This is a genomic window from Spirochaetota bacterium, assembly GCA_004297825.1.
Taxonomy (GTDB): domain Bacteria; phylum Spirochaetota; class UBA4802; order UBA4802; family UBA5368; genus FW300-bin19.
In genome coordinates this window covers 1-25,036 of sequence record SCSX01000080.1, presented here as the reverse complement: position 1 = coordinate 25,036, position 25,036 = coordinate 1, and the positions used below count along the sequence as shown (strand labels likewise).

The following is a 25,036-nucleotide window of genomic DNA, read 5'->3' as shown; positions in this document are numbered from 1 at the left end:
GTATGAACCGGATCTCGAGGCTCGGGCGCGATCTCGCGGGACGGGGCGGCTTTTCGCTCCTGGAGATCATGATCGTGATAACCATTCTCGGCATCCTCGCGGTGATGGTGGTCCCGCGATTCATGGACCTTCCCAAGAAGGCGCGAGTGGCCGCGGCGAAACAGCAGATCGCCGATATAGGCATGGCCCTCGAGATGTACAGCAGCGACAATGGAAACTATCCCACGACCGAGCAGGGTCTCGAGGCGCTGATAAACAAGCCGTCCAGCGAGCCCTCACCGCAGAATTACAACGAGGGCGGCTACCTGAAAAAGCGGGAGGTGCCCAAGGACCCGTGGGGACGCGCGTTCCTGTACCGCTCGCCCGGCGAGCAGAGCAAGGATTACGAGCTCGTGAGCCTGGGCGCCGACGGGAAGGACGGCGGCGAGGGCGAAAACGCCGATATCAGGAGCTGGGAATAGCCCGGCCGTCCCGACGTGAGCCGCCGACCGTTCATCCGCGCGCTCTCCGGCCGTGAGGGATTCACGCTGGTAGAGCTCATCATCGTCATTTCGATACTCTCGGTCATGGCGATGGTCGTCGCCCCCCGCATCGCCAATTTCATGAACGCCGAGCGGAGCGGGCTCATCGTGGTGCGCGCGCTCATCTCCAAGGCGTTCGACGACGCGTTCGTAAAGGGACGGACCAACTACGTCGTATTCCACCTCTACGAGCGCGATATGGAACTTTCAAAATTCAACGAGGGCGTGTTCGAACGGAAGAACGCCATCTCGGTCCTGAATCTTTCCCCCGAGGGAAAATTCACGGACTCTCCCCAGCGCCTGCTCCGCTTCCATGAGTTCTCCGACGCCTTTCGCATCGAGGAGGTCCTCTTCGCCGGGGGCCAGGTCGTGAGGCGCGGGAACGTGCTCGTTCCCTTCCACCCCGCGGGCTATTCCGACGACGTGATCGTCCACGTACTGGTGAACGGCACGGATCAGCGGTCCGTGCGGATATCAAAGTTTCTAAAAGAGCCGTCAATCGAGCAGGGCTATGCGCGCTACGAATAGACGGGAAACGCGCCGCGGCCCGCACGAGGGCTTCGCGATAATCGAGCTTCTCATCGCCATCACGATACTCTCGATCGTGCTGCTGGGAATCATCTCGGGGGTATCGAAGGGAATTCTCGCGATCGCGCAGAATCGCAATATCACCAAGGCGATGCTCATCGCGAAAAACAAGCTCGCCGAATTCCAGATCATGCGCATGCGCGCCCCCGATATACAGAACGATATAGTGAAGGAGTACGAGGGTTTCACCTACAGCCGCACGGTCACCCGTTTCGAGCATGAATTTTTCGGGCCGCTCGCGGCCAAGAAGCTCGAAATTACCGTGAAATGGGAGGAGCGCGGCACGCAGAGAAACTATTCCATCAGTTACATTTACCCGGAGAAATGACGGAGATGCGGCGCCTTTTCACACGATTACACTCGCTCCTCGCGGAAGACCAGGGGTTCTCGCTCATCGAGATGGTGGTCGCGATGTCGGTATCCTCCCTCATCCTCATCATGGCCTATACGGCGCACCGCTCGGTGATCGCGTCTATCCGCCACTCGGCCGGGGTGGCGGGATTCTACGAAAGCCTGAACCTCGCGCTCTACCGCGTTGACAAGGACCTGACCTACGCGTTCTCCAACAAGCTGAACCCGAACGTACAGATATCGGGCGAAAATTCTTCCGGCACCTTTTCCAACGGGAAGATCTCATTCGTCGCCGTGAATCGCGTCGCGTCGACGGTATCATCGGACCCCCGTGAATCCTTTCCCCGAAGCGACGTCAAGGAAGTGGGATACTATCTCATGGAGGATAAAACGCCCGATCCCGGGTTCGAGGGAAGCTACCTTTTAATGCGGCGTGAAAAGCTCACCTACGACGACGCCCCGCAGACCGGGGGCGCGTCGAGCATCCTGCTAAAACACGTCGCCGATATCAAGTTCGAATTCTGGCTGCGGAACGACTGGAGCTCGCACTGGGACTCGAAGAACGACAAGAAGTTCCCGGTCGCCGTGCGTACGACCCTCAAGATGAAAAGCTACCGCATGTCCGCCGACGAGCCCGGGAAGCAGGCCGAGGAATCGTTCACCCTGGTGAGTTACCTGACCCCCATGAACTGAGCGAGAACACGATGACCATGATGAAATACTCCATGAAGATCCGCGGCCTCATGGCGCGTTATGCGTCAGCCTTCCGGCACGACTATGCCCGGAGGGCCGCGGACCTTCGCGCGCACGGCGTATTCGTTCGGATGCGCGGCTCCCGGGGGTTCGTGCTCGTGATCGTCTTTCTCATGATCACGCTGCTCGTATCGGTGTCGTCGGAGTTCTTCATCACCGCGGTCACCAACATGCACTACAAGCGCGGGTTCGACCAGAAGCTCAAGGCCTGGACGCTCGCGAAGGCGGGGACGGCCCTGTGCGCCTACATACTGGACGCCGACAAGAAGGGGGGCTCCTCGAGCATCATGCAGGGGGCGTCCTCGAATTCCGCGGTCGATTCATACCAGGATCTCTGGGCCCTCAACTTCCCGGAGATTCCCCTTGAATACGGGGACCTGAAGCTGCGCATCAACGACGAAAATTCGAAGATCAACCTGAGCGTGCTGGGCACCGAGGTGGTGGATCGCACGCCCTACTATTCAATTACCCAGCGCTTCTTCCTGAACATGGGCCTTCCCATGGACCTCGCCGACTGCCTGCTCGACTGGGTGGACCTGGATGATTCGCGGTCTCCCTACGGCGCGGAGTCTTCGGATTATTACCTGACCCTGCCCTCCCCCTACCACGCGAAGAACCGCGAAATGGACAGCATCCAGGAGATGCTGCTTGTCAGGGGGATTACGCCGGAGATCTATTACGGCCTGGGCGACCCGCCCGTCAACGAGACGAACCTCGTTGACGACAATCGCGGTAACCAGAACCTGGACGCGGCCGCCGTGGAAAAATTCGCCCCGGGAAACAAGGGTCTCGCGGAAAAGACCATGAGCTTCAAGGGGCTCGAGCGCCCCATAGGAAAGGAGCGGAGCCGCAGGCTTTCCGATTACTTTCGCGTTCACGGCGACCGGACCGACTACCTGAGCGACCTGAATAAAATAAATATCAACACCGCGTCATACCGCGTCTTATCGGCGTTGACAGATACCATGACCGATGATATCGTGACCGAGCTCGTCCGGAGGCGGCAGCAGAAGCCCTTCGAGACCGTTGACGAAATAAAGGACCTCGTTCCGGATGACACCTTTCGAAAAAATCACCTCTCCGTGCGCTCCTTCATTTTCAGGATCGATTCGACGGGGACCGTGAACGACACCGAGGTCACCATCGTGGCCGTATACAACCGTGACACCAAGAAGTATTATTATGTGGGCGAGCAATGACGCCGCCTGGACGGAGGACCTGCCTTGTTTGAGAACATCGCGGCGCTGGATATAGGGTCATCCTCCATAAAGATGATCACCATCCGGACGAGCCTCAGGAATTTCCAGATTACCTCCATGACCTACGAGGACATAGGCCCCGGGGACACGGAGGATGCGTCGCCCATTGCCGCGACGCTCGGTAAAATGCTGGAGGAGAATCCCCTCAAGGGATACACGGTATTCGTCAACCTTCCCATGGAGAAGGCGATTATCAGGAACATAACCTTTCCCTTCAGCGATCTCGAAAAGATACGATCGGCGATTCCCTTCGAGGCCGAGGAAAACATCCCCTTCCGGATGGACGAGCTTTCAATGGACTTCCAGTCGCTCAGGGGATCGAACCCTGAAGAGGGCCGCATCCTCCTGGCGGCCTCCCACAAGGACCAGCTGCGCGACCTGCTCGCCGCGCTCCAGGAATGCGGCATACAGCCCGTGCGCATGGGACTCGAGGCGAACGCCCTCTTCGAGTGTTACCGATATTTCAACCGGGTCGGGGGCGAATCCGTCATCCAGCTCGATATCGGGCATTCGAAAACCGTCGTCAACGTCATACGGGACAATTTCCTCATCTACACCCGCTGCATAACCCTGGGCACATCGGACATCTACCGGGAGATCGCCACGGCTCACAAGATGACGCTCGCGGAGGCCGGCCGGCTTTTCGAGGAGCTCAACCTGGATCTCACGTCCCTGGAAAACAACCTCCAGCGCGAATACTACAAGACCCTGGGCATCACCCGTCCCAGGCTGAAACGCATCTATGAAACGTCGTGCGCGGTCGTGGACCAGCTCATAGAGCAGGTGGCGATCACGCTCAAATCCTTCGCGGTGGAATACGGCAGCATCGAGTTCGGCCGCATGCTCATATCGGGCGGGGGCTCCAACATCGCGGGATTGGGCATGCTGCTGTCCAGGAGTTTCAACGTACCGGTAGCCGGTCTCCCCTTCCTTCCGGACTATACCGAGCGTAAAATCCAATCGCAGTTCCCCATAGTGTTCGGAACCGTGCTCTCCTACCTCGATCGCAGGCAGGCGTCCATCAACTTCCTGAAGGGTGAATTCCTCCCCGACTTCGTTTCCAATTCGCGCAAGATCTATTATTTCGCGGGAGCGGTAGGGGTCGCCGCCGCGATCGTACTTGCCGTGAACCTCGTGACCGCGGCGGTCATCAATTATAGAACGAGCTCGGAATATTCGGCGCTCCTGAACGACCGGTTTCAGAAATACTTTCACACCAAACCCGCCGAGGCCGACCCGGTGAAAGCCGCGCAGAAGCTCGTCAACGACGAGAAGAAGGACGTGGAGGCGATCGACAACATCATCCAGTCCGACGAGAGGCTTATCGATCTCATGAAAGGGGTGGTCACCGCATTCCCGGGGGACGATGGATTCGTTCTTACCAGCGTCGTGGTAAACGACAATTCCGTCCGTATCGACGGGACCGTGGGAACGGTGAAAACCCTGGATGACTACCGCAACCGCCTGGTCGACACGAAAAAATACGATTCGGTGAATTTTACCACCAACCAGGCGCGCGCGAATCAGACCACATTCACCATGATCATCAAGCAGAAAATCCGGGGCGGAAAGGCGAAACCCGCGGAACGGGGTGAAGCAAAATGAAGCTCTCGTCAAGGGAAAAATACCTTCTTTACGCCCTGGGCGGGATGCTGGCGTTCACGCTCGCCTATTACCTGATCATAATGCCGCTCGTGGAATACCGCTCGTCCACGCAGCAGGAGACGCGCAAGAACGTGAGCGACATCACCCGGCTGGAGGCGCTCTACGACCAGTACCGCGATATCAAGCAGCGCAAAACGCGCTACCAGACCCAGCTGGGAAACCGGAACGAAAACATCAGCACATTGATCGAGCAATGGGCGAACACCGCCGATGTCTCGAAGAACATCGCGTATAACCGCCGCACGCAGGCGAACATCCAGAACAAGTACACGAAGTTCACTTCGGATATCAAGCTGGACGCGGTGCCCGTCCAGAAATTTTTCCGGTTCCTTTACGAGATTGAGAATTCCAACAGCCTTCTAAAAGTCAGCTACCTGAAGATTTACCAGGGAATGAAGGGCGCCGATACGTACGATGTAATCATAAAAATCGACAGTTTCACTCAGCAATGACGGGAGAGCCATGGATGTAAATTCGATACGGGCGGGTATTCGCGCTTTTTTCCAGTCGCTGGGCGGCAGGCTCCGGGAGATGTGGAAGCTCCCCTACGTGAAACTCTATCTCGCCGCGGCGGTGGTCCTGACGCTCGTCTTTTTCGTAATGACATTCCCGTACGAGCTGCTTATTCGCGAACAGTTTCACAACCTCGAAAAGTCCATGGGGCGCTCGATCGCCGTGGGGGAGATCGATTTCAGCCTGTTCGGCAATTCCGAGATAGATTCCATCGTCATAAGCCTTCAGGACGGCGAGCTTGTGCTGAAGGATATCAAGTTCAACATCGCCATCAACCCGTATACCACGCTCGTGAAAAAGACCCTGCGGGGAATGATTTCCATCCAGGATTTCCGCTATACGCTCACCGATACCACCGTAACCGCCGCCCTCAAGAGCGACTTCGATCTCGCGTTTCCGGAATCGGGACCTCCCGCGGACGGTTTTCTCAAGCTCGAACTCAACAACGCGTTTCTGAAGGGGATTAAGATCAAGGACTTCGACGTTCCGCCGATAAAATTTTCATCCATCCGGGGCGATTCGACCATTCAGCGCGGCAACCTGCGCCTTGCGAGCATGAAAATTGCCGGGCCCGATCTCCAGGGCAATATTCACGGCATGCTCTCGCTCGCCAAGGGCATCGCGAGCTCGAACCTGAACCTCACCATAGAACTGGACCCCGACTCGCGCGTCCTCGAGGATTACGCCATCCTCCTGGGCGGTGCGAAGAAAAACGGGGAAAATCTCAAGATCACGCTCACCGGACCCCTTAAAAATCCCAAGGCGACGTTCCCCTGGACGAAGGGGGGCAAGGAAAAGGAGAAAGACAGGCCAAGGGAAAAGGGTAAGGCCCCGGTCCCGGAAACGGAAAAGGATCAGCCTGTTGAAGATTGAGCTTGCCTGCCACTCCGGCTTCTGCATGGGGGTACGCGACGCGATACTCCGAATCGTGCGGGAGCTTAATCACTCGGACGACGAAATTCTCGTGTATGGCCCGCTCATCCACAACCCGCAAACGACCCAGATCCTGGAAACCAGGGGACTCCGCACCGTTCACGACCTGGACGGAATCGCCGGGAAAACCATCGCGATCCGCACCCATGGCATAACCGCCGACAAGCTCCGGGAAATCAAGGGACGCGCGGCGCGGTACTACAACCTGACCTGCCCCAAGGTGTCGCGCGTCCAGGGCATTATCCGCAAATACTCCGGCATGGGGTACTATACGATCATCGTGGGCGACCATGACCACGCGGAGGTGCTCGGCCTCAAGAGCTACGCGCAGGCGGGGGTTTCCGTGATATCGGACGTTCAGGAGATTCCTTTAATTCCCCCCGCCGCCAACCACCTGGTGGTTTCGCAGACGACCCAGGACGCCGACCGTTTCGACGAGATCGTTACGGGGATACAGGCGCGCTTCCCCGGGCTTACCGTGTTCAACACGATTTGTGAATCGACGCACAACCGCCAATCCGACGTCACCGAGGGCGTCAAGGGCGGCGCGGACGCTCTCGTCGTCGTGGGCGGGCGAAAATCGGCGAACACCCAGCGTCTCGCGCAGATGGGACGCGAGTACGGCGTGAAGACCTTTCACATCGAGACCGAGGAGGAGCTTCTTCACGCTGATTTCAGGAACGTCCGCAAGGTGCTGGTCACCGCCGGCGCCTCGACCCCGGGCTGGATCATCAACAACGTCATGGAACGGCTGTACGATATCAATTTCCGTAACAGCTTTTTCCTGGTGAACATCCCTATTCGCCTCCTTCAATTCATGCTGCGCACGAACATTTTTTCCGCCGTCACCGCGTATTTCATAACCGCCTTCGTGCAATCCTATGCGGGACTCGTACCGGACAGGGGGCTTTGCCTGGTATCGATGCTCTACATTTTTTCGATGTACACGGTGAACAATTTCCTCGAGATGCAATGGCTCCTGGTGCGCAACCCGGTTAAATACGCGCTCCTGAAAAGATCGAGATACCTCCTCCTCCCGATGGCCGCGCTCTCGCTGGCCGTCTCCGGGCTCGTACTATCCTCCCACCCGTGGTGGATCGGGGCGGTATACGGGGTTTCCGCGCTTCTCGGGTGCGTGTATTCGACCGGACTCATAAAAAAAGCGGTACAGCTCGTGCCGGTGCGATTGGCGAGGCTCGTCTATTCGGAGAAGAACATCATCTCGTCGGTCGGATGGACCATCGCCGTCGCGCTCCTGCCGCTCCTGGGGCGCGGCGCGCAGGCCCCGGCGATGATCGCGCTCAACGCCTTCGTGTTTTCGATGATACTCCTGCGCTACCTGCTCCTCGACATCATTGCGTCGCAGGGCGACCTCATACTGGGCAGGCAGACGCTTCCCGTAACGATAGGCCCGCGGCAGACCCAGCGCCTGGGTGCCATAATCGTGGTCGCGACGTCTCTCCTGTACGCCGCGCTCGTGCTGGCGCGCGGGGCGCCGATATACCTGTACTTCCTCGTTAACCTGGTTTACCTGGGGATACTCTTCGTGCGATTCCCCTCGAAGAGCTATTTTTTCGCGCTGAAATACGAATTCATCGTGGATTTCAACTTCGTGGTGTTTGTCGCGCTCTGTCTCGCGCTGGGGATTTACTGACCGGCCGCGAAGGTCAATCGAAGACCCCGTCGTCGGTCTCGTCGTAGATGTCGAATTCCTGCTCTCCCACGACGTCCCCCCCGCGCGCGATGATGATCTTGTAGCGTCCTTTTTTCAGTCCCTCGATCGTGCCGTAGATAAATGCCCTGTCCCTGGTAACCGATTCGGTCCGGGTATGCAGCTCAACCCATACGAGCTCCTTCTTTACGAGAAATACGGCCAGTTTCACGGGCGAGCCCCCGAGCCCTTTCAGCGCGAATACCCAGTCCACGGCCTCCTCGCGTTCGAACTCGGGCGGCTGGGCGACCTTGCGGTACACGTCCTCCATTGGTTTCTTGAACGCGAAATCCCCTCCCGGCTTGCCGCATGAAAGCACCGCGAGGGCCCCCGCGAACAGAATCGCGATGGCGTACCTGCCCGGGCTACTCGACTTTATACTGGTCTTTATCAAGTTCGATCACCTTATCGCGCTTTTTGGCCTTCTCCGTGCGGGAGCGCATCTCGGCCTGTTCGCGCCGTATTTTCCTGTAAATACCGATCGCGTTGACTATAAGCGAATAAATTATATAGATGACTATGAATAATATTACGAATCTGAATATTCCGCCAAGCATGATACTCTCCACCCGCACTCAGTTTTTCTTCGCGATCTTCACCCAGATCATGTCCGGAACGACCAGCACGAGCCGTACCCGCTCGAAATGCGCCTTCTGGAAAGCGTTCACCAGACAAAGCTTATGTATCTCGCGTTCGTCGCCCTTGTCAAGCTGTTCGGCGACGGTGTGAACCTCCGGGTCTATCGTTACGTCGAAATCATCGGGCTCGATTTCAGCGTCGTGCTGAAGCTTGCGCACGTAGAGGACGACGAGGTCCTCCGGAATCGAAAGGCGATATCGGCCCCCCGCGTCTTTGACCGTCGCTTTTTTCTCGATCTTGACCAGGTCCTTGCCCGGGTACACCGGCACGACGACGACGACCTTCTGCGTGTCGAGGGTGATCGCGCCATTGTCCCCGGCGTCCAGGATCGCGTCACGGTTCGCCGTCTTTGCGAGTTTGTCGATGGAAACGGGTTTCGTGTAGACCGCGTCCATCTTCGACACGACCGATTCCGCCCCGGTTACCGTCACCGACTCCGGCACCGCGCGCGGGGAGCCCGCGATAAACCCGTCCTGGACGTCCCCCGTAATCTTCGGGACCACGCGCACCCGCCGGACCAGCCGCTTCTCGATGGTCACGCCTATCCGGTGGGTTGCCGTGCCCACGCTCAGGTTGTCCGGGAGCTCGGTCCTCGTAATCTCGACCGTGAATTTCTGATCCTCCCCCGCAACGGCGCGATCAAGGTTGACGAACGCCTTGATCTTTTCCGGGCGCACGTCTTTCAGGAGGTCCTTCGTGCCGCTCACCATGACCGTAATATACGGATTTTGCGGGGAGGTAACCACGAGCGTGTGCGGCGTATTCTTGAATTCCACGCGGATGCGGTACTTGAGATCCCCCATCTTGGTGCTGCTGATATAGGCCCACAGCACCACGGCCAGCACCAGGCAGACGAGCTTGGCGGCGATATTGCGCTCACGCAGGATCACCAGGAGTTTTTCCAGAAGGCGTTTCATTTGATCGGGTACTTCTCCTCGAACGCCGTTTTCGGGTTCATGAAGTAGAGGATCATGTTTTTCAGGTCCGTGATCTTGAGCTTGGAATAGAGCTTGCCGTTGACCATGATCGAAATCCCGCCGGTCTCTTCCGACGTGACGAGCACGAGCGCGTCCGTCTCCTCCGCGATCCCCAGGGCGGCGCGGTGGCGGGCGCCGTGGTTTTTCTTGAGCTGGCGCGAATCCGAGAGGGGCAAGTAGCAGGCCGCCGCGGCGATACGCGCGCTCTGGATGATGATCGCGCCGTCGTGCAGCGGCGTATTGGGAAAAAACACGGTCCTTATCACCTCCTCGGATATCTGCGAATTAATGGGCACGCCCGATTCGATGTAGGTACGCAGGTTCGCGTTGCGCTCGATCACGATGAGCGAGCCCACCCGTTCCTCGGACATGGACACAAGCGCGCTCACGATCTCGTCCAGGGGAAAGGTGTCGGTCGCGATCGCGCCCGCGAACCAGTTGCGCTGTCCGAACTGCGTGAGAAGCCGCCTGAGCTCCGGCTGGAAGAGGATGATGACCGCGATCACGACGTAGGAGGTGATGTTCGTGATGAGCCAGCTCAGGGTATCCAGGCGCAGGAGTTGCGACAAAATCGCGACCACCAGGATCGCCACGAGCCCCTTGACCAGTTGCAGCGCGCGCGTATTGGATATGAATACGTAGACCCAGTAAAAGAGAAGCGCGACCAGCATCACGTCCAGGACGATGCGGAAATAGTCCCAGAACGAGAGGACGATGTACATTATTTTATCGAACAGCGCTTCCATTCTCCGCCGGTACCCTTTTAAGCATTTCTATCGCGGCCATTGCGAGCCTGTGTTCCTTCACGTCGTGCACGCGGATAATGTCCGCGCCCGTCATTACCGCGGCCGCGTTAAGCGCGATCGTCGCGGGAAGCCTGTCGGCCTCGCCCTCATAGAGCCCCTTGATGAGCGATTTCCTGGAAAGACCTATGAGCACCGGGTATCCCATCGCTTTAAAAAAGGGGATATTTCTGAGAATTTCGTAATTGTGCTCCATGGTCTTCCCGAATCCGATTCCCGGATCGACGATTATAGTATCGGCCGGAATGCCCGCCGCGCGCGCACGTGAAATTCCCCTCTCCAGGCCCTCACGCACCTCCGCCAGGAGATCGCGGTACGCGGGAGACTGCTGCATGGTCGCCGGTGTTCCCTTCATGTGCATGACGACGATCCGCGCGCCGTGTTCCGCGACCACACCGGCCATGGCCTCGTCGCCCCCGAGCCCGCTGATATCGTTGACGATGCGCGCCCCCGCACGGAGCGCTTCCCGCGCGACCCGGGATTTGTACGTGTCGACCGAGATCACGGCGTCCCACTCGCGCGCGATGCGCTCGATCACCGGGCACACCCGGTCGATTTCCTCCTGTGCGGAAACCGGGACGGCGCCCGGCCTGCTCGATTCCCCTCCCACGTCCACGATGTCCGCGCCTTCCGCGATCATCTCATGTGCGCGCGCCACGGCACATTCAGTATCCGCGTAGCGGCCGCCGTCGTGGAAGGAGTCCGGCGTCACGTTGAGTATGCCCATAATGAGCGTCCGGTGCGTTGCGGCGCTCACTAGAACACCATGGTCAGGGATACGATATTGTTGTATCCCAGGTTGACGTTGTCGATCGCGAAGGCATAGCCGACGTTCATGTTGAGCAGCTTCAGGCTGAACCCCGAGGACAGGCTGGTATCGCTCATCCCCAGGTAAAGGTCGAACCTCTTCGTGAGGCTGTAGCGAAGCCCCGCGTTTGCCTGATAATCCTTTTGTTCCAGTTTCTTCACCAATGTTACCGCGAAAATGAACTCCTGGGAGCTCGCCAGCGACGCCGAAAGCTTCATGGAAGGGTACGCGAAATCGAACTTGTCGGTGCCCGTCGCGGTGTGCCTGTCCGTGTACAGGCCGGTCCCGATGTCTTGCAGCACGAAGGCCAGCTTCAGGAACGGAAGCACGTCCACGATCGTGCCGAAATCGACCCCGCCCCCATAATAGGTGCGTTTCCCGATCGTTTCCTGGAGCCCCTTGACGGAGAAGCCCACCTGCGCCGCGCCGGTCGACCATCCGTACGAAAGAAATCCCACCGACGCCGTGTAATCGAGCGACCCGGTGATGCTCCCCGACTCGTCCGTGGCCGTAATGTCGCGCGACTGGATCGAGTACACGCCCGCGCCCGCAACCCCGGAAAAGAGGTTGAACGCGACCCCCGCGAACCCCGTCTCCCGCTCGATGTCGAGCATCCCGCCCGAAACGCCAATATGGAAAAAATTCTTCGCCTTCGTGTCTTCCGAAAACTTGAGGAGGTCCTCCTCGGATATTCCCTTCACGTCGCCCTTCTTCACCTTTTCCCGAATCTCGTCGGGGGTCAGGCGTTCAAGGTTCTTGAGCTCGGGAAGCCCCGCCGGGTTCCAGTAAATCGCGAACACGTCGTCGGCGACCACCTCGGCGGCCTTTCCCATTCCCACATACTTGGCCCCCACCCAGCCCCCGCGGGTGTAGGAGGCGCGGCTTCCCGCGTCCTGGGCGTACAATTTCCCGGGGATTCCAAGGTTAAGCGCTAGCGCGCCGATAATTACGGCCGTCGCAGCGAGCTTTCCTGCGCGGTCAACTACCGCCTGCCTGCACCGTGCGGGATTCATGAGTATCGGAACTGTCGGCCGCATCGCATTCTTTCCCATGCTAGTAGTCGATTAGTATACGAATGGTCGTGCTGCTAAAAGCGTTGGAAGCGGGGTCTTCAACCGTGAGCTTGATGATGTAGAAGCCGGGCTTCACCTTTTTACCGGCGCCGTTCCTGCCATTCCAAACAACCGGATTCAACGCACTGGCTAAATTAACGCCTGAATAGTTTTTACCCAGTACCTTGTCACCGTTGATATCGAATATTTCAAGTGTTACCGAAAAGGGCCCCGTCACGCTCCCGCTTTTATCCAGCAGTTTCAGAAGACCCGATCCAGCGTTGGGATTAAAGGGAACAGGGTATGCGACCACCTTGCCAAGGTTCAGGGCGTGAACGCCCGTGGCACTAAATAGAATCAAGGTTACAAGTATCGCGATTGTTTTCTTCAAGGGGCGCTTCACATGTTATTTAGTACGGAATACCCCAACAGACAAGAAGTGGACGGTCAAGAATTATTTGTCGAGTTCCGTGTTTAAATCAAATCCCGGGTGATTCACGAGGTTTATGCAGGCGTCGACGACTATGGGATCGTACAGGATGCCCCGGTTCTGGGTGATCTCCTCAAGCGCGCGGCCGACCCCCAGGGCCGCGCGGTAGGGACGGTGAGAGGCCATCGCCTCCACTACGTCCGATACGACCATCACCCGTGCGCCCGCGAGCATTTTATCGCCCGTCAGGCCCTGCGGGTACCCGCTTCCGTTGAGCCTCTCATGATGCTGCAGCACCATCTCGGCTATGGGCCAGGGAAATTCGATGTTCTTGAGTATCTCGTGACCGGATTCGGGATGGATTTTCAGGATGTTAAACTCGGTCTCCGAGAGCTTTCCCGGCTTGCTGAGTATTTCCGACGGTATCGAAAGCTTGCCGATATCGTGGATCATGCTCGCCATGTATACCCCGTCTATCTCCGCCTCACTGAGCCCCAGGCGTTCCGATATGAGCTTCGCGAGTCTGGCCACCCGGCGCTGGTGGCCCGCCGTATAGGGATCGCGTATCTCGACCGTCTTGGCCATCGCGTTTATGATTCCCTCGATAGTCTTGTGCAGCTTCTCTATATGCTGCTGCAGCTGCATGTCCGCGCGGTGCTTGTAGAGGGCGATCTCGATCGCGGTATTGAGCTCCTTGTACTGTATGGGCTTGATCACGTACCCGTACGGGCTCGTGATCTTTGCCCGCTGCAGGGTGGAATCGTCGGCGAATGCCGTCACGTAAATGATGGGAATGCTGTAATCCTTGCGAATCTCCTCGGCGGTGTCGATGCCGTCGCGGTCCCCCTGCAGGAGAATGTCCATGAGGATGAGATCGGGTCCCAGCTTGCCCGCGAGCTTGACCGCGTCATCGCCGTTCGAGGCCGATCCCGCGACCTCGTAGCCCATGCTCTCGATCATGTACTTAATTTCCATCGAGACGATCGCTTCGTCCTCGACAACCAGTATCCTGTGTTTTCCCATTCCAGTTCCGTTATTTATAAAAAAAGAGGACGAACGCACCAGGCCGCCCTGTAAATACTATAGCTGTCCTCCCGAATATTTCAAACATTAAATATCAAGATTCATGTGCGCTTCACGCACAACACGATTTATAATTTGTCCGATATCGGCCATCGGGGTTTCAGGACTTCCCGGAATTCCCACGCTGAAGTACAATAAAAACTCGATATTGCCTGCCGGGCCCTTCAGGGGCGAATAACACAGCCCCCGGATTGCCCACCCGGCGTCCAGAAGGCCGTCGATTACGCGGCCCAGGATGCGCTCGTGGATATCGGGTTTCCTGACCACACCCTTCTTTTGTTCATGTTTTTCGGCTTCGAACTGGGGCTTGACCAATACCACGCCTTCGACGGGACCGAATACGTCCCTGATGACGGGCGCCACCTTGACGATGGAGATGAAGGAAAGATCGGCGGTAACGAAACCGGGCTGCTGCTCGAATTCCGCACGGCCGACATGCCGTACGTTGGTCCGTTCGCGAACCACGACGCGGGGGTCCCGGCGAAGCCTGTAATCGAGCTGGCCGTACCCGACGTCGATCGCGTATACGAGCGAGGCGCCGCGCTCAAGCAGGCAGTCGGTGAAGCCGCCGGTAGAGGCCCCCAGGTCGGCGACGACCCTCCCGCGCACATCGATGCCGAAATGCTCGAGCGCATGCGCAAGCTTTTCGCCGCCCCGGCTCGCGAACACGCCCCCCGGACGCTCTACCGCGACATCGCGGTTTTCACCCACCGGGCGCGCGGGCTCTCTCACGGTCTCGCCGTCCACCTTGACCCAGCCCGCGAGAATCTCGCGCTTCGCCTTCTCCCTGGAGTCCGAGAGGCCCTTCTCAGCCAGATACGCGTCTAATCGTGTCCCTTTTTTCATTGTACCGCGTGCGTGCGAGCGCCGGCGCGAGCCGCTTTGCGAGCGACTCCGGGTCCATTCCGTGGAGCGCGAAAAGCTCCCTGTTTTTCCCCTGGCCGATAAACTCGTCCGGGAATCCCGCCGACCATAAAAATTTCTCCCTGAGCTCCGGGCGGATGCGCGAAAGCAGGTATTCCCCGATCCCGCCCGAGAGGTACCCGTTCTCCATGGTGATGAAGCCGCCGGATTCCAGGATCACCCGCTCGATACCGCGAAGATCCAGGGGCTTGATCGAAAGCAGGTTCACCACGCCGGCCTTGTATCCCGATTCGGCGAGGATCGCCGCGAGCCGCAGCGCGGGCTGAACCATGTCTCCCACCGCGAAAACGGCGATGTCCTTTCCCTTCGTGAGCCGCTTTATTTTGCTGGGGGTGAAGCGCTCGTGGGACGCGAAATCCATCTCCCCCGCCGCCTCACCGCCGCGGGCGTAGCGGATGGCTATAGGGCCCTTGTCGTACGCGGCGGCGAAGTGAATCATGTCGCGCAGTTCCATGCCGCTGGAGGGCGCCAGGAACATGAAGTTCGGGATGTTCTTGATGATCCCGATATCGAAAAGCCCGTGATGGGTCTCGCCGTCTTCCCCCACGATCCCCGCGCGGTCCACGAGCAGCCGTACGGGCAGGTTCATGGTCGCCACGTCATGGATGAGCTGGTCTATCGCCCTCTGGAGGAACGTCGAGTATATCGAGACGAAGGGCTTGAACCCCCTGGCGGCAAGCGCGGCCGAAAAGGTGACCGCGTGCTGTTCCGCGATACCTACGTCGAAGAACCGGGAGGGCGCGCGCTTCTCGAACTCGTAGAGCCCGGTGCCGAGCTTCATCGCGGCGGTGATCGCGAGTATCTTTTTATCGGTCCGTGAAAGCTCCGCGAGCGTCCGTCCCGCGATCTCCGAATAGGAGAGCGAGGCCGGTTTGATCGATAGCCCGGTCGACCGTTCGAAGGGCCCTACCCCGTGAAATTTCGCCGGGTGGTGCTCGGCCGGCGCGAATCCCCTGCCCTTCTTGGTGATGACATGTACGATCTTGGGACCGTTCTTGATGTTCTTGATGCCCTCGAATATCTCGATGAGAAGCCCGGTGTTGTGCCCGTCGATAGGCCCGAAGTAGCGCAGGCCCATCTCCTCGAAAATGAGACCCGGGACGAACAGGCCCTTGAGCCGGGCCTCCTGCTTGTAGATAAAATCGTAGAGCCCGTCCCCGAACCGGGGAATCTTCCGGATGATGTCGTAGGAGCGGCGCCGCAGCCGGTTATACAGCCCGCCGGTAATGATGCGCAGCAGGTACTCGGAGATCGCGCCCACGTTCTTCGAGATTGAATGCTCATTGTCGTTGAGGACGATAATTATGTCCTTTTTCAGATGCCCTATCTGGTTGAGCGCCTCGAAGGCCATGCCGCCGGTGAGCGAGCCGTCCCCGATCACCGCGATTACGCTGTGCTTCTCCCGCTTCAAATCGCGCGCGACCGCTTCGCCCAGCGCGAGCGAAAGGCTCGTGCTCGAATGCCCGGTATTGAACGAATCGAACGGGCTTTCCGACATCTTGGGAAAGCCGCTGATCCCGCCCAGGGTCCGGATCGTGGAGAAACGCTCCGCGCGGCCGGTAAGGATCTTGTGGGCATAACTCTGGTGGCCTACGTCCCATATGAGCTTGTCCGTCGGGGTGTTGAACACGTAGTGAAGCGCAACGGTGAGCTCGACGACGCCCAGCGAAGAGGAAAGGTGTCCCCCGTTCCTGGACACCACGTCGATGATCCGCTCGCGCACCTCGTCACCGAGCGTTTCAAGCTCTTCGATCGAGAGCTTTTTCAAATCCCGAATCTTATGTATCGTATCCAGTACCATGCCGTTCCCGGTTCCCGAGGATAAGCTACCTACTCCGTTACGATAAGTCTAGTAATTCTCTCCGCCTTCCCGTCGGGCCTTATCGTGATGACCGCGCCGTTGAGCTTCACGTTTCCCTCGGCAATTTCGTATTTCACCCGCGCCTGCGTGATGAATCGCTCTATCGATTTCTGCTTGTCCATGCCTATCACGGAGTTGAACGATCCGGTCATGCCTATGTCCGTTATGTAGGCGGTACCGCGGGGCAGGACCTCCTCGTCGGATGTCTGGACGTGCGTGTGGGTTCCGTACACCGCCGAGGCCCTTCCGTCGACGTACCAGCCGAACGCCCTCTTCTCCGAGGTCGCTTCCGCGTGAAGGTCCACCAGCATGATGCGGTAATCCTTTGAATAGCGCGCGTGTATCGCGTCGAACGCCCGGAAGGGATCGTCCAGCGGGGGCAGATTCACGCGGCCCTGGAGGTTGACCACGCACACCGGCCATCCGTTCGCGATCCCGGTGAACACCCCGTGCCCCGGGACTCCCGGGGGGAAGTTCGCGGGACGCAGGAGACGAGGCTCGGTGTCGATGACCTGGAGGATGTCCCTGTTGTCCCAGATATGGTTGCCCGTGGTGATCACGTCGACGCCACAGTTGAAAAGCTCGTGACAGACCCCCGGGGTGATCGCGTTTCCCCCGGCCCCGTTCTCGCCGTTCGCGATCACCAGGTCCGCCCCGTACTCGTTGCGCAGGTCGACGAGCTTCCGGGAGATGATCTTGCGCCCCGGCTTGCCCACGACGTCGCCTATCACGAGCACGACAAGCTTATCGTCCATTAATCCTTCCTCCGGCAAAACTGTTCTTTTCATCACGAAACATGTTAATGAAAAGAGGTGATCCCTGTCTCTTCAATCGCCGTGAATCCTTTATCTCCTCATCTCCTTTCCGTAACGTCCTGAATTTAACAGACGTGTAAGTTCAGCAACACCCACGGAATTTGAAATCCTTGAAAAAGCAAAGACCATAGGTACCGATATTTCCGGCACCTATGGCTTGCCCTTCGTGCGTTCTATCGCGCCGCGGGCGCGCGCCTATTTCGCGTATTCGACTATCCTCTTCTCCCGTATCAGCGTCACGCGGACGATGCCCGGGTACTTGAGCTCCGATTCGATCTTCTGCGCGATCTCGCGCGCCAGCAGCTCGGCGCGCTCGTCGGTCACGAGATCGTTGGCAACAAGAACCCGGAGCTCCCTTCCCGCCTGGATCGCGTAGCATTTCTCCACGCCCTTGAATCCGTATGCGATGGACTCAAGATTTTCCAGGCGCTTCAGGTAGGTCTCGAGCGATTCACGGCGCGCCCCCGGCCTCGAGGCCGAGATCGCGTCGGCGACCTGGATGAGCACCGCCTCGAAGCTCTCGGGCTCCCGGTCGTTGTGGTGCGCCGCGATGATGTTCACCACGTGACCGCTTTCCCCGAACTTCTTCGCCATATCGGCGCCGATAAGCGCGTGCGCCCCTTCGCCCTCGACAATGCTCCCCTTGCCGATATCATGCAAAAGGCCCGAACGCTTCGCCAGCAGCACGTCGAGCCCCATCTCCCCGGCCATGATGCCGGAAAGGTTGGCGACCTCCTTGCTGTGGGCCAGGATGTTCTGCCCGTAGCTCAGCCGGTAGCGGAGCTTTCCCACGTGATAAAGCGCGTCCTTCGAAAGCCCGGGAATGCCCAGCTCGAACGCGGCCTTTTCCCCTTCCTCGAGCATATTCTCCTCGAGCTCGGTGGTTACCTTCTCCACGACCTCCTCGATGCGGGCGGGGTGGATGCGGCCGTTCTGGATGAGCCTCTCGAGAGAGAGCCTCGCGATTTCGCGGCGCACCGGGTCGAAACCCGATATCACCACGACCTCGGGGGTGTCGTCGATGATCATGTCAACGCCCGTGAGGTTTTCCAGGGTGCGGATGTTGCGTCCCTCACGCCCGATAATCCTTCCCTTCATGTCGTCGGAGGGAAGGGATACCGTCGTGATGGTGCATTCCGAGGTGAAGTCGGAGGCGTTCCGCTGGATCGCCGAAAGCACGATCTCCTTCGCCTTTTTCTCGGCAGTGCGTTTCGCCTCCTCCTCGATCTTGTTGATGAGCTTGATCGATTCGAAGCGCGCTTCATTCTCGACGTTTTTCAGGAGTATGTCTTTGGCCTGGTCCGTCGTGAGCCCTGAAATCCGCTCCAGCTCTTTACGATGTTTTTCGAATTCCCTTTTTAATTCTTCATCTTTTTCCTGATTTTCAGTCTCCCTGTGCTGCAGGACTTTTTCCCTCTTCTCGAGATTTTCACCCCGGTTCTCGAGGGACTCCTCCTTTTGCAGTATCCTTTTCTCTATGGACTGGAGCTCCTGCCGGCGGTCCCTGATCTCCTTTTCGAAGGTGTTCTTTTCCTTCAAAATCTGGTCTTTCGCTTCGATAAGGAGTTCTTTCCGCTTCGCTTCGGCGTCCTTGATGGAATCCTGCCTGATCCTGCGGGCTTCGGCCTCCGCTGAGCTGAGCCGCGCCTTTCCAAGATAGGCGCGGACCGCAAAGCCCGCCGAGCCAACAACGGGGATCGCTAAAACCAGGAGAATTGTCGATAGTTCCATAACAATCCTCCTTATAATTTATTGAGCAACCGATTCTTTCGACTATATAAGACCATTGGTTTGCTACTCCTGGAGCTGTGTAATGACGGATAAATTTATGATATCTTCGACGCGGGCTGCCCGTGAAATGTCGTTATACGGCTTCGACAGCCCGTAGATGATGGGTCCGATAATAACCGCGTTCCCGAAAAAGCTGAGGATTTTGCATGCCAGGTTCGCGCTGTCGAGATTCGGGAATATGAGCACGTTCGCGCTTCCCGCGAGGGGGCTTCCCGGCGCCTTGCGCGCGGCGACCTCCGGCGAGATCGCCGCGTCAAGCTGGAGCTCGCCGTCCACCACTATTTCGGGCATGCGGGCGCGCGCGCGGTCCGCGGCGATGCGCATCTTGTCGACGGATTTGCCCATGCCGCTTCCCTTCGTCGAATAGGAGAGGAACGCGACCCGGGGGGTTATCTTCAGGAAGCTACGGGCGAAGCGCGCGGCCGCCTCGGCAATCTTGACCAGAACCCCGACCGAGGGGTCCGGGTTCACCACGGGATCGGCGATGACGAGGATGCCGTCGCTTCCCAGGGATTTGTCGGGGGCCGATATCACGCACAGCGAGGTGACGACGCCCGCGCTGCGGTGCGCCTTGATGATGTGCAGGCCGTTGCTCAGGATTTCCGATGTGTTCGTCCGTACCCCGCCGATAAACCCGTCCGCCTCGCCCATGCGGAGCATGAGGGCGCCCAGTACCACCGGGTTTTTCATCGCGGCCGAAAGTATCTCGTTCTCGAGCACGCTCAGGTTGCGCGCCTTGATATACTCGTTCCGGTACTTCGCCGTCCCGGAAATGGCTCCCGTATCGACGACGGTCACGCCGTCGGGCTTGCCGTGCTCGAAAAGGGAGCGGGTTATGGCCTCACCGGGACCCAGGAGCACGGCTTCGCCCAGGAGTTTATCGGCGCGCATGCGTACGACGGCCTGGATAACCCGCGGGTCATCGCCTTCGGCGAATACGATCCGTTTCGGTTTGGAACGGACCCGGTTTTTAAACGATTCGAGAATGACTACCCACCAGGATTAAGTTTTCCTGGAAAGTTTCTCCTGGAGCCTTTTATGGACGAATTGGGGAACGAGCGTGGATATATCCCCCCCGAAATACGCGACTTCTTTCACGATATTCGAGGAGACGAAGGAGTATTCACTCCGCGCCATGAGGAACACCGTCTCAACCTCGGGGGCCAGCTTGCGGTTCATGAGCGCGATGGCGTATTCGTAATCGAAATCCACCAGGGCCCTGAGTCCGCGTATTATAAACGACACGTTTTGCCTGCGGCAAAGGTCTACCAGCAGGCCCTCGAAAGCAACGATTTCCAGTTGAGAACTATCTCCGGAGCAGCAGAACTGGAGCATCTCCACCCTTTCTTCCATGCTGAAGAAGGGGTTCTTGGAGGTGTTCTTAGCAACCGCGATGAAAAGCTTATCGCAGAGCTGCCGGGCTCTTTCAATAATGTCGATGTGTCCATTCGTTAACGGATCAAACGATCCGGGGTATATCCCAATCCGCATAAAAAGTCAACCAGTACCTTTCCAGCCCTCTCACGTTAGCAGCGCATGTAGTTTTTGTCAAGAAATAAGTTGACAAACAGAGGGCCTACCGGGTGTTTTACACGATTTTCCCCGTTCTCGGGGATTTATCCGGTTCCTGCGGCGTTTTTTCGCCTGAAATAGGTCACCGCGCCCGCATAATGCCTCTTCCAGTATTTATTGTCCAGGCGGGCATAGGACACCGTCGTCCCCGTGCGCGGCGCGTGTATGAATTCGCCCTTTCCCGTATAGATCCCCACGTGGGAAATGCCGCGCCCGCCGGCCGTGCGGAAAAACACGAGATCCCCCGGCTGGAGCGCGGCGAGGGGCACGCGCGCGCCGTCCTCGAACTGATCGCCAGCGGTGCGGGGCAGCGCGATCCCATGCTTCCCGAATACATACATCACGAGCCCCGAGCAGTCGAAGCCGCCGGGGCTTTCCCCGCCGTAGCGGTACGGCGTCCCCAGGCAGCGCTCCGCCGTGGCGACGATCCTGGCGCGGTCCGCGCTGCTGAACGTCCTCCCGCCGCGCAGGTGGGGGGGCGAACATGCCGCCATGCCCGCGAGCATCATGGCGAGGAAAACGACGAGCGCCCGCCCGCCGATAACGCGTATCTTCATGGATTAATTATCGGCGTCCGGGAGTCGCGGGAAAAGCGCGACAGTCAGATTGCGAGGCCCTCGTCCGGGATGGACAGCCCCTTGAGGAACCCACGGAGCTTTTCGGCCAGGAGGGCGGTATCGGACTCGAACTCCCCGAGGTTGAACACGGGGATGCCGTGCTTGAGGGCCACCTGGAGGGCCTGCCCGGTGCCGCCCTTGAGCTTGCCCTCTTTTGTGTAGCAGATAACGCACACGGAGGCGCGGCCCAGGTCCTGGCCCAGGAACGCCTGCGCATAACGGGCCTGGACCTTCCGGGAGGCGTCGCTCTGCGTCGACCACTGGGGATTGAACTCCTTGACGAACATGTGGGCCCTGTCCGGGACATTGTAGAACATGGACCGGTTCTTGTTGAACCCCTGCCACGGCAGGTATATCTCCTTCTTGCCCCCCGCCCTGTCGCAGGCGAGCTCGAACGAGGCGCTGGCCCCCAGGGCCCCCCCGGAACGCAGGATGTAACCGGCTTTCGCCATGTGCGTCCCGATCTTTTCAATGATCGCGAGCATTGCCGGCGGCGTGTCCTTCGCGCCGATCCCCGTATAACGCGGTGCTGCGGGAGCGTCCCCGTTCATGGCATCCTCCATGTGCTTCTCCTGATTGAATGCGGTCCTTGGCGCCACTTGGCGCGCCCTCTCCCATTCCTTAAGACGGCAGTTTCGCATCAATTCTATTATATTTGCATATATTTTAACGAGTTTTTCAAGAAATAATTGCATTGGCGGGCAAATCATGGATAATTCTATCAGGGACCGGGCCATGTACCCCGGAATAGTTGTCGTGCACCGGGCCGCTTAAAACGGCATTATTCAGGCGCGGGCGCCGATACACGGGTAAGATATTACGGGTAACGGTATCATTATGAAACGATTATCGATTCTGCTCCTTTTCGCGGGGACCATGCTGTGGTCATACGGCGCGCTCGCAGCGCCCCGTGCGGTCGCGGTCGTGAATTTCACCAACCACACGGGCGGGAAGGGCCTCCAGTATCTGACTAATTCGCTTCCGGAATCCATCTCCGCGGGCCTTGCGCAGGCGCAGGGCATAAGGATCGTGGAGCGGGGTCAGATAGGAGCGATCATTAGCGAGATCGCCCTGAGCCAGACCGGGCTTTTCGACGAACAGATGGTCACGGGCGCGGGCACCCTGGTCAAGGCCGACGTGCTCATCCTGGGATCGTACTCCGGCAATCCCGAGAACATAGTGCTCACCATCAAGGCCGTGGATATCGCCACCGGCCGGGTCCTGGACGGACGCGTGGTCAAGGCCCCGCTCGCCGACCTCTTCGACATGGCCAACCAGGCGGCCCTCTCCATGGCCGCGGTCATTTCCGGCGAGGCGCTGGGCATCCTGAGCGTCTCCACCACCCCCGACGGCGCCGACGTCTATGTGGACGGGCTTCTCGCGGGAAAGGCACCCCTGGTAGACTACAAGCTCGCCGCGGGCGCCCATAGACTGAAGGCCGTCAAGAGCGGCTACCTTGACGCGGAAACCGAGCTTACTATCGCGAAGGACGCGCGGGAGAACTGGACCCCCTACCTGGGCGAGAGCCGGGTACGTAACAGGTCGGAAATAGGGCTGGGGGTGAGCTACCTGAAACCGTTCTACAAGGAGCTGGACGGCGCCCCGCTCTTCACCCTTTTTGTGGGACATACCTATAACCGGCTGAACATTTCGGGTGAGATGGGCTACGCCGTAATCGACCACAACCAGGTCATCGACACCCCGTTCGGGGACATCACCCAGGAGCGCTGGTATCGGTACTTCAGCCTTACGGCTCACGCGGCGGTGATACCCTTCGAGATATCAAGCTATGTAACCCCGTACGGGGGTGCGTTCATAGGATACACATCGCTCACGGATTTCCGCACGAACAAGAGCAGGGACAATGACCGGGAAAAACTCGCCAGCCAGAGCCTTATGCACATGGGGTTGAAACTGGGCGCGACAATCGCACCGTTCGCTAAAATCGGTATTTTCCTTGAGGGACGATATTATTACTATCCCGTCAAGGCTACGCGCGAGGTATTCGAGAGCCAGGGTTTACTTGGCGGACTTAAATCGCATGACACCGAATATTCTTTCAATCACATCACCTTCGGCGGCGGCGTGAAGTATTTCTTTTAATGTGGAGGGGTGAGATGAGAATACTAATTATTAAATCGATTTCTGCTGCAATAATTTCCGTGGCGTTAATTTTGACTGGGTGCCAACCTCAACCGGAAGAACAGCCCTCGACTCTTATTTTTTCAGGAGTCGAAAGTATTGAACTTGTGATGCCCTTGAATAATACGGATCTCAGCGCAAATGGAGGTAAATTTACATTTAACCTTCCATCTGAAGTTGAATTTGCAGTAATTGCGGTATTTGATAGTACCATTCAAACTGACCAGAAAACAATTATTAATGAGGGTAATTATAGGGCAGGTAACCATACAACCTTGCCTGGATTCACTCGCGATAGTGTTGATCAAAGCGACCTCTATGTCTATGACCCAAGTACGAATGACGTTGACGAAACGAATTCTTTCACGCCACTTGGAATTACCTACCATTGGGCGGTTTACGGTTATGACTCAAATGGCGAACTTACGCATGCGAGCCCACAAAGGTCATTCACTTTCTAATTTTGTCTCTGGCTGGTAAGTTGCATTACCCATATATAGATTACCAGACGGATTCCGGTTTGCGGCTGGCCCAAATGAATTGATCCTCTATGTAAAGCCGCGATTAATCGCGGCTTTACATAGACCAGCTTCCATGAGCATGGGGCCGGCATCGCGTTCGCAGGGTACATAAAAAGGTTAACCTGATGACCAAGGCACAACAAGTCTCATTTTATATCTACGCCCTTCTTTCCTTCGCGGGGATACTCGGCGGGATGCTGTATATCGTTACTCCAGACGTCATGCCCTACCACCTGGAAGCGATCGGCATCCCCTGGAGCGCGCTTCCGGCGGGTACGAGGGACCTGCTCCGTGTGATGGTGAAGCTTATCGGCGGCGTCACGATTCTTTTTTCAGGCACAATCATGACCCTGCTCCTCGTTCCCTTCCGGAAAAGCGAGCCGTGGGCGATAGTCACCGTTGCCGTGACCGGCGCTTTCTACAACGCGATGGGACTGGCTGCGGCACTGTACATCCGGCATACGACGGGCGCGCGCACCCCCTGGATATTCGGCATTGTTTCACTCACCCTGGTTATTATTGCCGGTATAGTATCATTGTCAGGAATGCGGCAGCGGGGAAATCGGGTCCAGAGAGCATGATGCGGGAGTGAACCACACACCGCCTGAAGGCGGTGGCTTCGTGTTCGGCTAAAGCCGACTAAAGATCATCATCAGTTTTAAAGTCGGTATCTGTGGGCTCCTTGCCTTGATCCTCAATATATTTCA

General features: G+C 58.1%; 28 protein-coding genes. 12 read left to right on the top strand and 16 right to left on the bottom strand.

Annotation, left to right across the window (positions count from 1 at the left end):
* The first annotated feature begins 2 nt into the window (after positions 1-2).
* Genes gspG through ispH form a run of 9 tightly spaced genes read left to right on the top strand, consistent with a single transcriptional unit; the run spans position 3 to position 8,237 of the window.
* Positions 3-461, top strand: a complete 459-nt coding sequence (gene gspG / locus EPN93_18000) for a type II secretion system protein GspG (protein TAL31380.1) — start codon at positions 3-5, stop codon at positions 459-461.
* A 15-nt stretch (positions 462-476) separates the two neighbouring features.
* Positions 477-1,049: a type II secretion system protein gene (locus EPN93_17995; protein ID TAL31356.1), complete on the top strand. Its 573-nt coding sequence runs from the start codon at positions 477-479 to the stop codon at positions 1,047-1,049.
* Complete coding sequence (locus tag EPN93_17990) at positions 1,033-1,437, top strand: prepilin-type N-terminal cleavage/methylation domain-containing protein (GenBank protein TAL31355.1); 405 nt, start codon at positions 1,033-1,035, stop codon at positions 1,435-1,437. The genes EPN93_17995 and EPN93_17990 overlap by 17 nt, the downstream gene beginning before the upstream one ends.
* Positions 1,377-2,153 (top strand): prepilin-type N-terminal cleavage/methylation domain-containing protein, encoded by a 777-nt coding sequence (locus tag EPN93_17985; protein TAL31354.1) that lies wholly within the window; start codon positions 1,377-1,379, stop codon positions 2,151-2,153. Before EPN93_17990 ends, EPN93_17985 begins: the two co-directional genes overlap by 61 nt.
* A gap of 11 nt (positions 2,154-2,164) precedes the next feature.
* Positions 2,165-3,412 (top strand): general secretion pathway protein GspK, encoded by a 1,248-nt coding sequence (locus tag EPN93_17980; GenBank protein TAL31353.1) that lies wholly within the window; start codon positions 2,165-2,167, stop codon positions 3,410-3,412.
* Positions 3,413-3,436: 24 nt separating this feature from the next.
* Positions 3,437-5,077 carry a hypothetical protein gene (locus EPN93_17975; protein ID TAL31352.1) on the top strand — a complete coding sequence of 547 codons (1,641 nt, stop codon included), beginning with the start codon at positions 3,437-3,439 and terminating at the stop codon, positions 5,075-5,077.
* On the top strand, positions 5,074-5,589 hold the full coding sequence (locus EPN93_17970; protein ID TAL31351.1) for a hypothetical protein: 516 nt from the start codon (positions 5,074-5,076) through the stop codon (positions 5,587-5,589). The genes EPN93_17975 and EPN93_17970 overlap by 4 nt, the downstream gene beginning before the upstream one ends.
* Before the next feature lie 10 nt (positions 5,590-5,599).
* On the top strand, positions 5,600-6,523 hold the full coding sequence (gene gspN / locus EPN93_17965) for a type II secretion system protein GspN (protein ID TAL31350.1): 924 nt from the start codon (positions 5,600-5,602) through the stop codon (positions 6,521-6,523).
* Positions 6,513-8,237, top strand: coding sequence for a 4-hydroxy-3-methylbut-2-enyl diphosphate reductase (gene ispH / locus EPN93_17960; protein TAL31349.1), 1,725 nt, complete (start codon positions 6,513-6,515; stop codon positions 8,235-8,237). Before gspN ends, ispH begins: the two co-directional genes overlap by 11 nt.
* A 13-nt stretch (positions 8,238-8,250) precedes the next feature.
* On the opposite strand, the gene EPN93_17955 is transcribed toward ispH, so the two are convergent.
* The 16 genes from EPN93_17955 to EPN93_17880 all read right to left on the bottom strand — a co-directional run bounded on the left by EPN93_17955 (position 8,251) and on the right by EPN93_17880 (position 22,229).
* Complete coding sequence (locus EPN93_17955; GenBank protein TAL31348.1) at positions 8,251-8,688, bottom strand: hypothetical protein; 438 nt, start codon at positions 8,686-8,688, stop codon at positions 8,251-8,253.
* Positions 8,660-8,851 carry a hypothetical protein gene (locus EPN93_17950; GenBank protein TAL31347.1) on the bottom strand — a complete coding sequence of 64 codons (192 nt, stop codon included), beginning with the start codon at positions 8,849-8,851 and terminating at the stop codon, positions 8,660-8,662. Before EPN93_17950 ends, EPN93_17955 begins: the two co-directional genes overlap by 29 nt.
* A gap of 18 nt (positions 8,852-8,869) precedes the next feature.
* The gene (locus tag EPN93_17945) at positions 8,870-9,850 is read right to left on the bottom strand and encodes a YbbR-like domain-containing protein (GenBank protein TAL31346.1); all 981 of its coding nucleotides are present in this window, start codon (positions 9,848-9,850) and stop codon (positions 8,870-8,872) included.
* Entirely contained in the window at positions 9,847-10,656 is an 810-nt protein-coding gene (locus EPN93_17940; protein ID TAL31345.1) for a TIGR00159 family protein, read from the bottom strand. Before EPN93_17940 ends, EPN93_17945 begins: the two co-directional genes overlap by 4 nt.
* Positions 10,637-11,440: a dihydropteroate synthase gene (folP, locus tag EPN93_17935; protein ID TAL31344.1), complete on the bottom strand. Its 804-nt coding sequence runs from the start codon at positions 11,438-11,440 to the stop codon at positions 10,637-10,639. The genes EPN93_17940 and folP overlap by 20 nt, the downstream gene beginning before the upstream one ends.
* A gap of 29 nt (positions 11,441-11,469) precedes the next feature.
* A complete protein-coding gene (locus tag EPN93_17930; protein ID TAL31343.1) occupies positions 11,470-12,534 on the bottom strand; it encodes a hypothetical protein in 1,065 nt (354 codons plus the stop codon).
* A 40-nt stretch (positions 12,535-12,574) separates the two neighbouring features.
* On the bottom strand, positions 12,575-12,964 hold the full coding sequence (locus EPN93_17925) for a hypothetical protein (GenBank protein TAL31342.1): 390 nt from the start codon (positions 12,962-12,964) through the stop codon (positions 12,575-12,577).
* A 63-nt stretch (positions 12,965-13,027) separates the two neighbouring features.
* Positions 13,028-14,026, bottom strand: coding sequence for a response regulator (locus EPN93_17920; protein TAL31341.1), 999 nt, complete (start codon positions 14,024-14,026; stop codon positions 13,028-13,030).
* A gap of 87 nt (positions 14,027-14,113) precedes the next feature.
* Positions 14,114-14,932: a TlyA family RNA methyltransferase gene (locus EPN93_17915; protein ID TAL31340.1), complete on the bottom strand. Its 819-nt coding sequence runs from the start codon at positions 14,930-14,932 to the stop codon at positions 14,114-14,116.
* Complete coding sequence (gene dxs / locus EPN93_17910) at positions 14,895-16,811, bottom strand: 1-deoxy-D-xylulose-5-phosphate synthase (protein TAL31339.1); 1,917 nt, start codon at positions 16,809-16,811, stop codon at positions 14,895-14,897. Before dxs ends, EPN93_17915 begins: the two co-directional genes overlap by 38 nt.
* Positions 16,812-16,840: 29 nt before the next feature.
* A complete protein-coding gene (locus EPN93_17905; protein ID TAL31338.1) occupies positions 16,841-17,626 on the bottom strand; it encodes a TIGR00282 family metallophosphoesterase in 786 nt (261 codons plus the stop codon).
* A 255-nt stretch (positions 17,627-17,881) separates the two neighbouring features.
* Positions 17,882-19,417 (bottom strand): ribonuclease Y, encoded by a 1,536-nt coding sequence (gene rny, locus EPN93_17900; protein TAL31337.1) that lies wholly within the window; start codon positions 19,415-19,417, stop codon positions 17,882-17,884.
* 63 nt (positions 19,418-19,480) lie between these two features.
* Positions 19,481-20,464, bottom strand: a complete 984-nt coding sequence (locus tag EPN93_17895) for a phosphate acetyltransferase (protein TAL31336.1) — start codon at positions 20,462-20,464, stop codon at positions 19,481-19,483.
* Positions 20,465-20,479: 15 nt separating this feature from the next.
* Entirely contained in the window at positions 20,480-20,968 is a 489-nt protein-coding gene (locus tag EPN93_17890; GenBank protein TAL31335.1) for a pantetheine-phosphate adenylyltransferase, read from the bottom strand.
* Between the two features lie 125 nt (positions 20,969-21,093).
* On the bottom strand, positions 21,094-21,606 hold the full coding sequence (locus EPN93_17885; GenBank protein ID TAL31334.1) for an NlpC/P60 family protein: 513 nt from the start codon (positions 21,604-21,606) through the stop codon (positions 21,094-21,096).
* Between the two features lie 44 nt (positions 21,607-21,650).
* A complete protein-coding gene (locus tag EPN93_17880) occupies positions 21,651-22,229 on the bottom strand; it encodes a hypothetical protein (protein ID TAL31333.1) in 579 nt (192 codons plus the stop codon).
* A 274-nt stretch (positions 22,230-22,503) separates the two neighbouring features.
* Between EPN93_17880 and EPN93_17875 the strand changes: the two genes are divergently transcribed.
* The 3 genes from EPN93_17875 (at position 22,504) to EPN93_17865 (ending at position 24,910) form a co-directional block, all read left to right on the top strand.
* Positions 22,504-23,769: a PEGA domain-containing protein gene (locus tag EPN93_17875; GenBank protein TAL31332.1), complete on the top strand. Its 1,266-nt coding sequence runs from the start codon at positions 22,504-22,506 to the stop codon at positions 23,767-23,769.
* 14 nt (positions 23,770-23,783) lie between these two features.
* Positions 23,784-24,269 carry a hypothetical protein gene (locus EPN93_17870; GenBank protein ID TAL31331.1) on the top strand — a complete coding sequence of 162 codons (486 nt, stop codon included), beginning with the start codon at positions 23,784-23,786 and terminating at the stop codon, positions 24,267-24,269.
* A 185-nt stretch (positions 24,270-24,454) separates the two neighbouring features.
* On the top strand, positions 24,455-24,910 hold the full coding sequence (locus tag EPN93_17865; GenBank protein ID TAL31330.1) for a hypothetical protein: 456 nt from the start codon (positions 24,455-24,457) through the stop codon (positions 24,908-24,910).
* The last annotated feature ends 126 nt before the right edge of the window (positions 24,911-25,036 follow it).

Excerpts from the sequence above, each read along its gene's own strand:
- EPN93_17915 (TAL31340.1), bottom strand. The coding sequence starts at position 14,932 with ATGAAAAAAGGGACACGATTAGACGCGTATCTGGCTGAGAAGGGCCTC.
- EPN93_17885 (TAL31334.1), bottom strand. The coding sequence starts at position 21,606 with ATGAAGATACGCGTTATCGGCGGGCGGGCGCTCGTCGTTTTCCTCGCC.
- EPN93_17980 (TAL31353.1), top strand. The coding sequence starts at position 2,165 with ATGACCATGATGAAATACTCCATGAAGATCCGCGGCCTCATGGCGCGT.
- EPN93_17945 (TAL31346.1), bottom strand. The coding sequence starts at position 9,850 with ATGAAACGCCTTCTGGAAAAACTCCTGGTGATCCTGCGTGAGCGCAAT.
- EPN93_17870 (TAL31331.1), top strand. The coding sequence starts at position 23,784 with ATGAGAATACTAATTATTAAATCGATTTCTGCTGCAATAATTTCCGTG.
- EPN93_17930 (TAL31343.1), bottom strand. The coding sequence starts at position 12,534 with ATGAATCCCGCACGGTGCAGGCAGGCGGTAGTTGACCGCGCAGGAAAG.
- rny (TAL31337.1), bottom strand. The coding sequence starts at position 19,417 with ATGGAACTATCGACAATTCTCCTGGTTTTAGCGATCCCCGTTGTTGGC.
- EPN93_17875 (TAL31332.1), top strand. The coding sequence starts at position 22,504 with ATGAAACGATTATCGATTCTGCTCCTTTTCGCGGGGACCATGCTGTGG.
- EPN93_17985 (TAL31354.1), top strand. The coding sequence starts at position 1,377 with ATGGGAGGAGCGCGGCACGCAGAGAAACTATTCCATCAGTTACATTTA.
- EPN93_17865 (TAL31330.1), top strand. The coding sequence starts at position 24,455 with ATGACCAAGGCACAACAAGTCTCATTTTATATCTACGCCCTTCTTTCC.
- folP (TAL31344.1), bottom strand. The coding sequence starts at position 11,440 with ATGGGCATACTCAACGTGACGCCGGACTCCTTCCACGACGGCGGCCGC.
- EPN93_17950 (TAL31347.1), bottom strand. The coding sequence starts at position 8,851 with ATGCTTGGCGGAATATTCAGATTCGTAATATTATTCATAGTCATCTAT.
- EPN93_17920 (TAL31341.1), bottom strand. The coding sequence starts at position 14,026 with ATGGGAAAACACAGGATACTGGTTGTCGAGGACGAAGCGATCGTCTCG.
- EPN93_17990 (TAL31355.1), top strand. The coding sequence starts at position 1,033 with ATGCGCGCTACGAATAGACGGGAAACGCGCCGCGGCCCGCACGAGGGC.
- gspN (TAL31350.1), top strand. The coding sequence starts at position 5,600 with ATGGATGTAAATTCGATACGGGCGGGTATTCGCGCTTTTTTCCAGTCG.
- EPN93_17880 (TAL31333.1), bottom strand. The coding sequence starts at position 22,229 with ATGGAGGATGCCATGAACGGGGACGCTCCCGCAGCACCGCGTTATACG.
- EPN93_17890 (TAL31335.1), bottom strand. The coding sequence starts at position 20,968 with ATGCGGATTGGGATATACCCCGGATCGTTTGATCCGTTAACGAATGGA.
- EPN93_17940 (TAL31345.1), bottom strand. The coding sequence starts at position 10,656 with ATGGAAGCGCTGTTCGATAAAATAATGTACATCGTCCTCTCGTTCTGG.
- EPN93_17970 (TAL31351.1), top strand. The coding sequence starts at position 5,074 with ATGAAGCTCTCGTCAAGGGAAAAATACCTTCTTTACGCCCTGGGCGGG.
- gspG (TAL31380.1), top strand. The coding sequence starts at position 3 with ATGAACCGGATCTCGAGGCTCGGGCGCGATCTCGCGGGACGGGGCGGC.
- EPN93_17905 (TAL31338.1), bottom strand. The coding sequence starts at position 17,626 with ATGGACGATAAGCTTGTCGTGCTCGTGATAGGCGACGTCGTGGGCAAG.
- dxs (TAL31339.1), bottom strand. The coding sequence starts at position 16,811 with ATGGTACTGGATACGATACATAAGATTCGGGATTTGAAAAAGCTCTCG.